The organism is Nonomuraea sp. NPDC003201 (assembly GCF_053590415.1).
Map to the genome: position 1 here is coordinate 21,957 of NZ_JBSFTC010000129.1, position 7,841 is coordinate 29,797.

At 71.3% G+C, this 7,841-nt stretch carries 6 protein-coding genes; all 6 read right to left on the bottom strand.

The window, feature by feature from the left end; translation table 11 throughout:
- Positions 1-7 precede the first annotated feature (7 nt).
- Positions 8-844: a S1C family serine protease gene (locus tag ACWDX9_RS34540; protein WP_449961415.1), complete on the bottom strand. Its 837-nt coding sequence runs from the start codon at positions 842-844 to the stop codon at positions 8-10.
- Positions 841-1,785: a VWA domain-containing protein gene (locus ACWDX9_RS34545; RefSeq protein WP_449961417.1), complete on the bottom strand. Its 945-nt coding sequence runs from the start codon at positions 1,783-1,785 to the stop codon at positions 841-843. Before ACWDX9_RS34545 ends, ACWDX9_RS34540 begins: the two co-directional genes overlap by 4 nt.
- A complete protein-coding gene (locus tag ACWDX9_RS34550; protein WP_449961420.1) occupies positions 1,782-2,714 on the bottom strand; it encodes a DUF58 domain-containing protein in 933 nt (310 codons plus the stop codon). The genes ACWDX9_RS34545 and ACWDX9_RS34550 overlap by 4 nt, the downstream gene beginning before the upstream one ends.
- Positions 2,711-3,706, bottom strand: a complete 996-nt coding sequence (locus ACWDX9_RS34555; protein WP_449961423.1) for an AAA family ATPase — start codon at positions 3,704-3,706, stop codon at positions 2,711-2,713. Before ACWDX9_RS34555 ends, ACWDX9_RS34550 begins: the two co-directional genes overlap by 4 nt.
- The gene (locus tag ACWDX9_RS34560; RefSeq protein WP_449961426.1) at positions 3,703-3,849 is read right to left on the bottom strand and encodes a hypothetical protein; all 147 of its coding nucleotides are present in this window, start codon (positions 3,847-3,849) and stop codon (positions 3,703-3,705) included. Before ACWDX9_RS34560 ends, ACWDX9_RS34555 begins: the two co-directional genes overlap by 4 nt.
- A 566-nt stretch (positions 3,850-4,415) precedes the next feature.
- The gene (locus ACWDX9_RS34565; RefSeq protein ID WP_449961429.1) at positions 4,416-7,526 is read right to left on the bottom strand and encodes a M14 family zinc carboxypeptidase; all 3,111 of its coding nucleotides are present in this window, start codon (positions 7,524-7,526) and stop codon (positions 4,416-4,418) included.
- Positions 7,527-7,841 lie beyond the last annotated feature (315 nt).

A 7,841-nucleotide genomic window follows, 5' to 3' on the forward strand; every position in this document is an offset into this window, starting at 1 on the left:
CCGCACCCTAGTTTCGGATGATTCGTTCCGCGATCGGCGCCGCCCGGTCGATGGGAATGGCGAACCCGATGCCGATGTTGCCGCCGCCCCGCCCAGACGCGATCGCCGTGTTCACCCCGACGACCTCGCCCCGGGCGTTGACCAGCGGGCCGCCCGAGTTGCCGGGGTTGATGGACGCGTCCGTCTGCACGGCCGTACGCCGTGCCGAGCCCAACCGTACCTCCCGGTCCAGAGCGCTCACGATGCCGGCGGTGACCGTGCCCGACAGGCCCAGCGGGGAGCCGATCGCGAGCACCTGGTCGCCGACGGCCAGGTCGCCGGACCTGCCGAGGGTGGCGGGCGTGAGCTCCCGCGGGTAGTCCACCTCCAGCACGGCCAGGTCCTCGTCGTCGTCCTCGCCGATCACGCGGGCGCTGATCCGGCGGCCGTCGTTCAGCACGACGGTCGCCCGGTCGCCGCCCCTGATCACGTGCGCGTTGGTGAGGATGTGGCCGCGGCCGTCCACCACGAACCCCGAGCCGCCCCCGCCGCCCGTCTCCACCGAGACCACGCTGGGCAGCACCCGGGCCGCCGTCGCGCTCAGCCCGCTGAGGCCGGCCGACGGCGCGGGCGCCACCCTGGGGAGGGCGGCGGCGGGGGCCGGCTCGGACCCTTCGGAGAGCCGTGCCCCCGCCGCACCCCCAGCGATGCCCGCCGCCGCCCCGGTGAGCGCCGCGACGAGCGCGGCGGCCACGAGCAGACGTCCCTTGGGCGGCGCCCCCTTCTGCGGTGGATCCTGCGGCACGGCGGCCACGACGGGCGGGGTGACGAACTGCGGCCCGCGCGGGCTGCCCAGACCCCTCATGGCAGCCTCGAGAACCACAACATCGACGTCACCGCCGCGATCAGCGCGAAGGCCATCCCCGCCGCCACGAACCACATCCATACCTCCTGCCGCTCGGTCCGGTAGCCGACCGACGTGCCGATGTCCTCGTAGACCGCCTGCAGCTCGTCGCCGCTGGCCGCCTCGTAGAAGCCGCCGCCGGCCGCCTCGGCCAGCCCGCGCAGCGCCGGGGCGTCCACCGGCACCGGGATCTCGCGTCCCGAGATGTCGATCGTGCCGTCCGCCGTGCCGTACGCGATGGTCGTGACCGGCACGCCCCTCCCGGAGGCCGCCGCGGCCGCGTCGCCGACCGTGCGGCCCGTGGTGTTGGAGCCGTCGGACAGCAGCACGATGTGCGCGGGCGGCCTCTCCTCCTGCGCGTCGAGCGCGGCGATGGCGTCCAGCGAGGAGTAGACCGCCTCGCCGATGGCGGTGCCCGAGGCGGTGCTGAGCCGGTCGAGCGCGCTCAGCACCGCCTGCCGGTCCGTGGTCGGCGGCACGGCGACGGACGCCGACGAGGAGAACGACACCAGGCCCAGGTTGAACCGCTCGGGCAGGCCCGCCACGAACTGCCTGGCCGCCTGCTTGGCCGCCTCGAACCGGTTGGGCCGCACATCGGTGGCGCTCATGGACGCCGACACGTCGAACGCCACCATGATCGTCGCCCGCTCCCTCGGCACCCGCACCTCGGCCGTCGGCCGGGCGAAACCGATCACGAGCAGCACGAACATCAGCAGCAGCGCCGCCGCCGGAACGTGCCTGCGCCAGCCCGGCCGCCTCGGGGCGACCTTGTCGAGCAGGTCGAGGTTGGTGAACCTGACGGCGTACGCGGTCCTGCTCCGCAGGGCCATGACCACGTACGCCAGGGCCAGCGCGGCCACGGGGACGAGCAGCAGCAACCACAGGGGCGCGATCAGCGTCACGCCGCATCACCTCCTCCGCCCGCGGGGCGCGCCAGGGCGGCCAGGCGGCGCTGGCGCATGACGTGCCGGACCAGGTCGCGCACCCAGTCCCGGTCCGTGCGCAACCGCAGGTGGGTCGCCCCGGTCCGGCGCAGCGCCTGCGCGACGGCGTCCCGCTGCTCCGCCGCCGCCTCCGCGTACCTGCGGCGCAGCCGCGCGCTCCCCGTGGCGACCTCGCGCCGCCGCCCCGTCTCCGGGTCGACCAGCGTCAGGATCCCGACGTCGGGCAGCGTCAGCTCGCGCGGGTCGAGCACCTCCACGGCCAGCACCTGGTGCCTGGCGGTGAGCTTGCGCAGGGGCAGCTCCCAGGTCTCGGGCGCGTCGAGGAAGTCCGACACGACCACGACCAGGCCGCGGCGCCGTACCACCCGGCCGAGCTGGTCGGCGGCCACGCCCAGCAGCGGCTCGGCCACCCCGGGCGGGGTGCGGGGCAGCGCGAAGGCCGCCTGCAGCAGCGCCATCAGGTGCGGCCGGCCCGTCCGGGCGGGCAGCGTCCTGACGCCGCCGCCGTGCAGCAGGTGGGTGCCGATCCGGTTGCCGGTCCGCTGGGTGAGGAAGCCGACCGCCGCCAGCGCCGACACGGCCAGCTCCCGCTTCTCCATGGCCGCGGTGCCGAAGTCCATGCTGGCGGTGGCGTCGAGCAGCGCCCAGATCTCCAGCTCGCGGTCGGCGACCAGGTCCCGGACATGGGGCTCGTTGGTGCGGGCGGTGACGTTCCAGTCCATCCGCCGCACGTCGTCGCCCGCCTGGTACGGCCGGGTCTCCGCCGGCTCGCTCCCCGGCCCCGGGACCAGTCCCAGATGCTCCCCCTGCAGCAGTCCATCCAGTCTCCTGGTGATCGTCAGCTCCAGCCGGCGCAGCGCGGGCTCGGCCATCAGGTACGGCCTCATGCCACGGCTTCGTTCAGCTGTGCCTGCTGCTGGGGGGCGATGACGGGCAGCGGTACGGCCGCCAGCACCCGGTCCACGATCTGCCTGGGCGCCACCCCGTCGGCCAGCGCGTCGAAGGAGAGCACGAGCCGGTGCGCCATGACGTCGTACGCCAGGTCGCGCACGTCCTCCGGCAGCACGTAGTCGCGCCCCCGCATCAGAGCCAGCGCCCGCCCGGCCGCCAGCAGGCCGAGCGTGGCCCTGGGGCTCGCCCCGAACGCCAGCAGCCGGCGCACGTCCTCCACCCCGAACCGGTCGGGATCGCGGGTGGCGTAGACGAGGCGGACGGCGTACTCGGCCACGGCGTGGTGCACGAAGACCTCCTCGGCCCGCCGCTGGAGCGCGACGACCTGAGCGGGGTCCAGCACGGCGTGCGGGACGGGCGGGTCCACGCTCATGCGGTAGACGATCGCCAGCTCCTCCGACTCGCTGGGATAGTCCACGTCGATCTTCATGAGGAAGCGGTCCCGCTGCGCCTCGGGCAGGTGGTAGACGCCCTCGGACTCGATCGGGTTCTGGGTGGCCAGCACCAGGAACGGCCTCGGCACGTCGTGCGAGACCCCGCCGATGCTGACCTGCCGCTCGGCCATGATCTCCAGCAGCGCCGACTGCACCTTCGCGGGCGCCCGGTTGATCTCGTCGGCGAGCAGCAGGTTGACCATGACCGGGCCGAGCTCGATGTCGAAGGTCTCGGTCGACGGCCGGTAGATCCTGGTCCCGACGATGTCGGCGGGCACCAGGTCGGGCGTGAACTGGATACGGGCGAACGTGCCGCCGACCACGGTGGCCATGGTCTCGGCGGCCAGCGTCTTGGCGATGCCGGGCACGCCTTCCAGCAGGCAGTGGCCCTTGGCGAGCACCGCCACGAGCAGCCGCTCGACCATGCGGTCCTGACCCACGATCACCCGCTTGACCTCGAACAGTGCCCGTTCGAGCAGCGCGGGGTCGGTCATGGCCGAACCACCGAGTAGTAGCAGTCGTCCACGACCACCCGCAGCTCCAGCGCGGACGGATCGGGATCGGCGAACGCGGCGCTTCCCGTCATGAGCACGGCGCCCGCGGCCAGCAGCACAAGAGCGAAACGTGATGTACGCATAGGACGCATGTCATCAAGCGACCGCGAAAACCCGCGTAACCCCCGCCTTTACATGATCTTTCGGTCGCCCACGAGCCCCCGGGCGAAATCATCGTCCTCGCATCAGGAGGCGCTACGCGCCATGCGAGCGCTCGGGCCCTGCCCCCCAGGGGCTCCGCCCCTTCGACCCCGCCAAACCCCCGCTCGCTCCGCTCGCCAAGCCCGCCCGTCGCCCGGTTACCGGGTGAGCCTTCTGGAGCCCGCCCCGAGCGAGGGGCAGTGGACCACGTTCCACACACATTCATGCATTGGCCGTGAAGCACGCAGCGCTGCCACGATCAAGGGATCCAAACATCGTCTCCGCGCCCTGTCCGGCCGGCGGACCACCCGAGAAGCCAGGGGAGGGGACAGTTCTGACATAAACGTGGGGACAATTACCGCCTAAGATCAGGGACAGTTCTGATATTTTCCTGCGGACCCGCTCCCGACCTCATGGTAGAAACGCGGATCTGCCATCGGGCGTGCTGACACTCCGTTGACCCGAGGGACGGCCGCTCCTGGCAGAAGCGGCCGTCCGTCAGGCGAGATCAGCCGATCAGGTACTTCATCACCTTCTTGATCGTCGCGTTCCGCTCGTTGTCGTTGGCGAGCTGCTCCAGCCCGAACCCCAGCAGCACCGTGTCCTTGGTGGAGACGGCGGCCGTGGTGTCCGCCTGCGCGCGGGCGAAGTCGCCGCCGCCGGTGGGGCTGCCCGCCGGCGGACCGGGGACGGCCCAGGGGCCGAGGCCGGTCTCGAAGCCCTCGGAGTCGAGGGTGCCGCCGGTGGTGGTGACCCGCGTGTCGTCCACGAACACGCCCACGCCGCCCGTGCTCGGGTCGGTCACGTAGCTGATCGACACCTCGACCTGCTGGCCCGCGTAGGCGGACAGGTCGAAGGCGACCTGCTTCCAGCCGCCGGAGTCACCGGTGAACCGGTTCCAGGAGCCGCTGGTGCCACTGGCCGTGCAGGGGTTGCCGCCGGTCAGGTAGTGCCCCAGCCACGGGTGCTCGCCCAGGTAGAAGCCGGCCTCGCACTCCGACGGCACGGCGCTGTCGGTGCCGCCGTTGAGGTCGGGGAGCGTGGTCCAGTTGTCCTGGCCGACCGTGTGGGCCTCGACGATGACGTTGTCATAGCCGGGCTCGGTGTCGAAGGACAGCTGGAAGCCCAGCCTCGGCTGCTGCGCCGCCGTCACGGTTCCCAGGTTGACCGTCCTGGTCAGCCGCATGTACGAGTCGTCCGCGTGCGGCCCCCTGACGTACCACTGGCCCTCGATCGGGTCGAACGGACCGCCCGCGCCGAGCGTGTAGCCGGCCGCCGGAGTGCCCGTGAACCTCGGCAGGTCCGTGCCCATGGGCTGCAGCACCCCCGCCTCGTCCAGCGGGTTGTCCACCGTGGCCGGACCGCCGAACGTGCCGCCCGTCCCGGCCAGCGGGCCCTTGCCGGCGAAGCCGGTCGGGGAGTCGCGCGCGATGCGCCCGCCGACGCCCATGTAGTACTGGGTGAAGTCGTCGGCCAGCAGCAGGCATTCGTTGAACAGGCCCTGGATCGTGGTGACCACGCAGTCGCCGTCCGGGTCGCCGTCGATGCCGTAGTAGATGCCTCCGACGATCGTGTCGAGAATGCCGTAGTACGCGGCCGTCTCGCCGGTGTAGAGGAGCTTGCCCCCTTCGTTGAGGTAGTCGCGGATGGAGACGGTCAGGTCCTGCTGCGACCGCTTGACGTCCGCGTCGGGCAGGTTGCCGAGCGGGGTCACGGTGACCAGGTCCTGCTGGTCCATCGACAGCCGGTTGTCGCCCAGCTCCCACACCACGCCCTTGAAGTGCGACAGCACGCCCAGGTGGTCCGGCACGCCCTGCGCGTCCACGTCCCAGGTCTCGGAGGCGTACCCGGCGGCCTGGAGGGCCTTCTTGTACGTCGTGGTGTGCTTGGGGGCCGTCACCGAGGGCGGATAGTCCGGGTTGAAGCCGGTGTAGTCCTCGTTGGCGACGATCAGGACCTTGGCCGCGGAGTCCTTGGCCAGGGTGTAGGTGAAGTGCGAGCTGGAGACGAGCCCGGTGCCCTGCTTGAAGCCCTGGAACCAGACCTCGACCTTGTCACCCGGTTTCGCGCCGCTCACGGTGCCGCGGTACTCGGCGAAGAACAGGTCGTTCTCGTCGCCGTACCGCTTGCCGCCCTGCCATTCCGACAGCGGCCTGGTCTGCGCCGGGCCGCCGTTGACGCGGAAGCGCAGCACCTTGCCCAGCAGCGACCTGCGGGCGGTGACCGCCACCGGCTGCGGGTCGCCGTACGAGACGCTGAAGGAGTCCGGCGCGAAGTCGGGCACCGTGCGCCCGACCACGGAGACCGGGGTGTCCGGCGTGTGCACGGTCTTGGCCGCGGCCAGCGCCAGCGGGACGTTCTTGAGGAACTCGTCCTGGATCAGCGCCTCGCTGTCGGGGAAGGTGAAGCCCTGCCCGCCGGCGCAGTCGTCGAGCGTCCACTCGTCGTTCGGGTTCCGCGCGACCGCGTCCTCGCAGGTGGACATCTCCGGCGTGATGGACATGACCTTCCGCACGTTGGTCATGTGCCCGTCCAGCTCGCCGTTGGTGGTGTAGAGCTCGGCGCCGATGTCGGGGTCATAGCCGGGTACGGCCGGGTGGGCGTCGTCGCCGAGCATGGCCTCGAAGATCAGGTCGTCGGGCGATCGCGTGGCCTGCTGCCAGCCGACCCCGTACAGCAGCAGCATGGCGGCGGAGTGGTAGTTCAGCAGGTACGTGAAGTGCACCCGCTTGGTCAGGTTGTCCAGCGCCACGGTCTCCGGCTCCGACTGCGCCGACTTGCCGCGGTAGGTCTGGCTGGCGAGGATGTTCGACGAGCCCTCGTTGTCGTAGCCCCACTTGTAGGCGAAGTTGCGGTTGAGGTCGACGCCGTCGGCGCTGGTGAGCTGGCCGTCGCCGTCGTTGTCCCGCAGGTTCTTGCGCCACAGCCGGTTGTCGGGGGTGAAGGTGTAGTCGTAGCCGTCGGGGTTGGCCACCGGCATGAACCACAGCTCGGTGGTGTTCACGAGCTTGGTGAGCTCGGCGTTGCCGCCGTAGCCGTCGAGGAAGTGGTGCAGCAGCCGCCGCACCATCTCGGGTGTGATCCACTCGCGGGCGTGCTGGGCGGCCATGTACAGCATGGCCGGGCGCTTGCCGTCGGCGAGCTTGCGGGCGTCCTTGGTCACCTTGATCGCGGTGATCGGCGTGCCGTTGAGGCTGTTGCCGAGGTTGACGACCTTGGCGATGCCGGGCTTGGCGTCGGCCGCGGCGATGATCTCCTCGCGGATGCCGCCGGCGCCCGCGTATCTCTTGAACACCCCGTCGCCCTTCTGCGCCAGCCGCGCCCTGTCGGCGGTCTGGGCCTTCAGGGTGACGCCCTGCTTGGCGAGCGTGCCGGCCAGCGCGGCGGCGAGGACCACCTCGATGGTGACCTTGCCGTTCGCCCGCTTGACGATCCGCATCTCCTCGCGGTCCACGCCGGCCGCGACGAGCTTGGCCACCTGGTCCGCGGTGAGCTCGCCGGTGTAGACGAACACGCCGTCGGGGCCCGGAGCGGGCTTCGGCACCGCCGACGCGGGCGGGATGGTGAACGAACCGAGTAACAGGAGGGTGCCGGCGAACATGATTAATGCGCGCTTCATCGCGCCTCCGAGAAATCAGCCCCCGAATGGCTGCTAGGGATGCCCGCAATGTCCGTGTCTGCCAGGGGGCTTGTCAATCAAGACGGCCACATGTGGTCAAATTTCGAACTATGTAATCCAGGGCACGTCCGGATTCGTAGGGAGGCCCATCCGCCGGTCAAGCGTGCGCGCGTCACGGTGGCGCGGCGGTGAGGCGGAGAAGCGTCACCCTGGAGGGTCCTCGGCCCGGTGCGGCGGGTGGGGCCCACCGTGCGCAGCCGTAAAAGACCGTGGTGGTGAACGCGCAACGGGCCGCCCGCCGTGAGAACGGCGGGC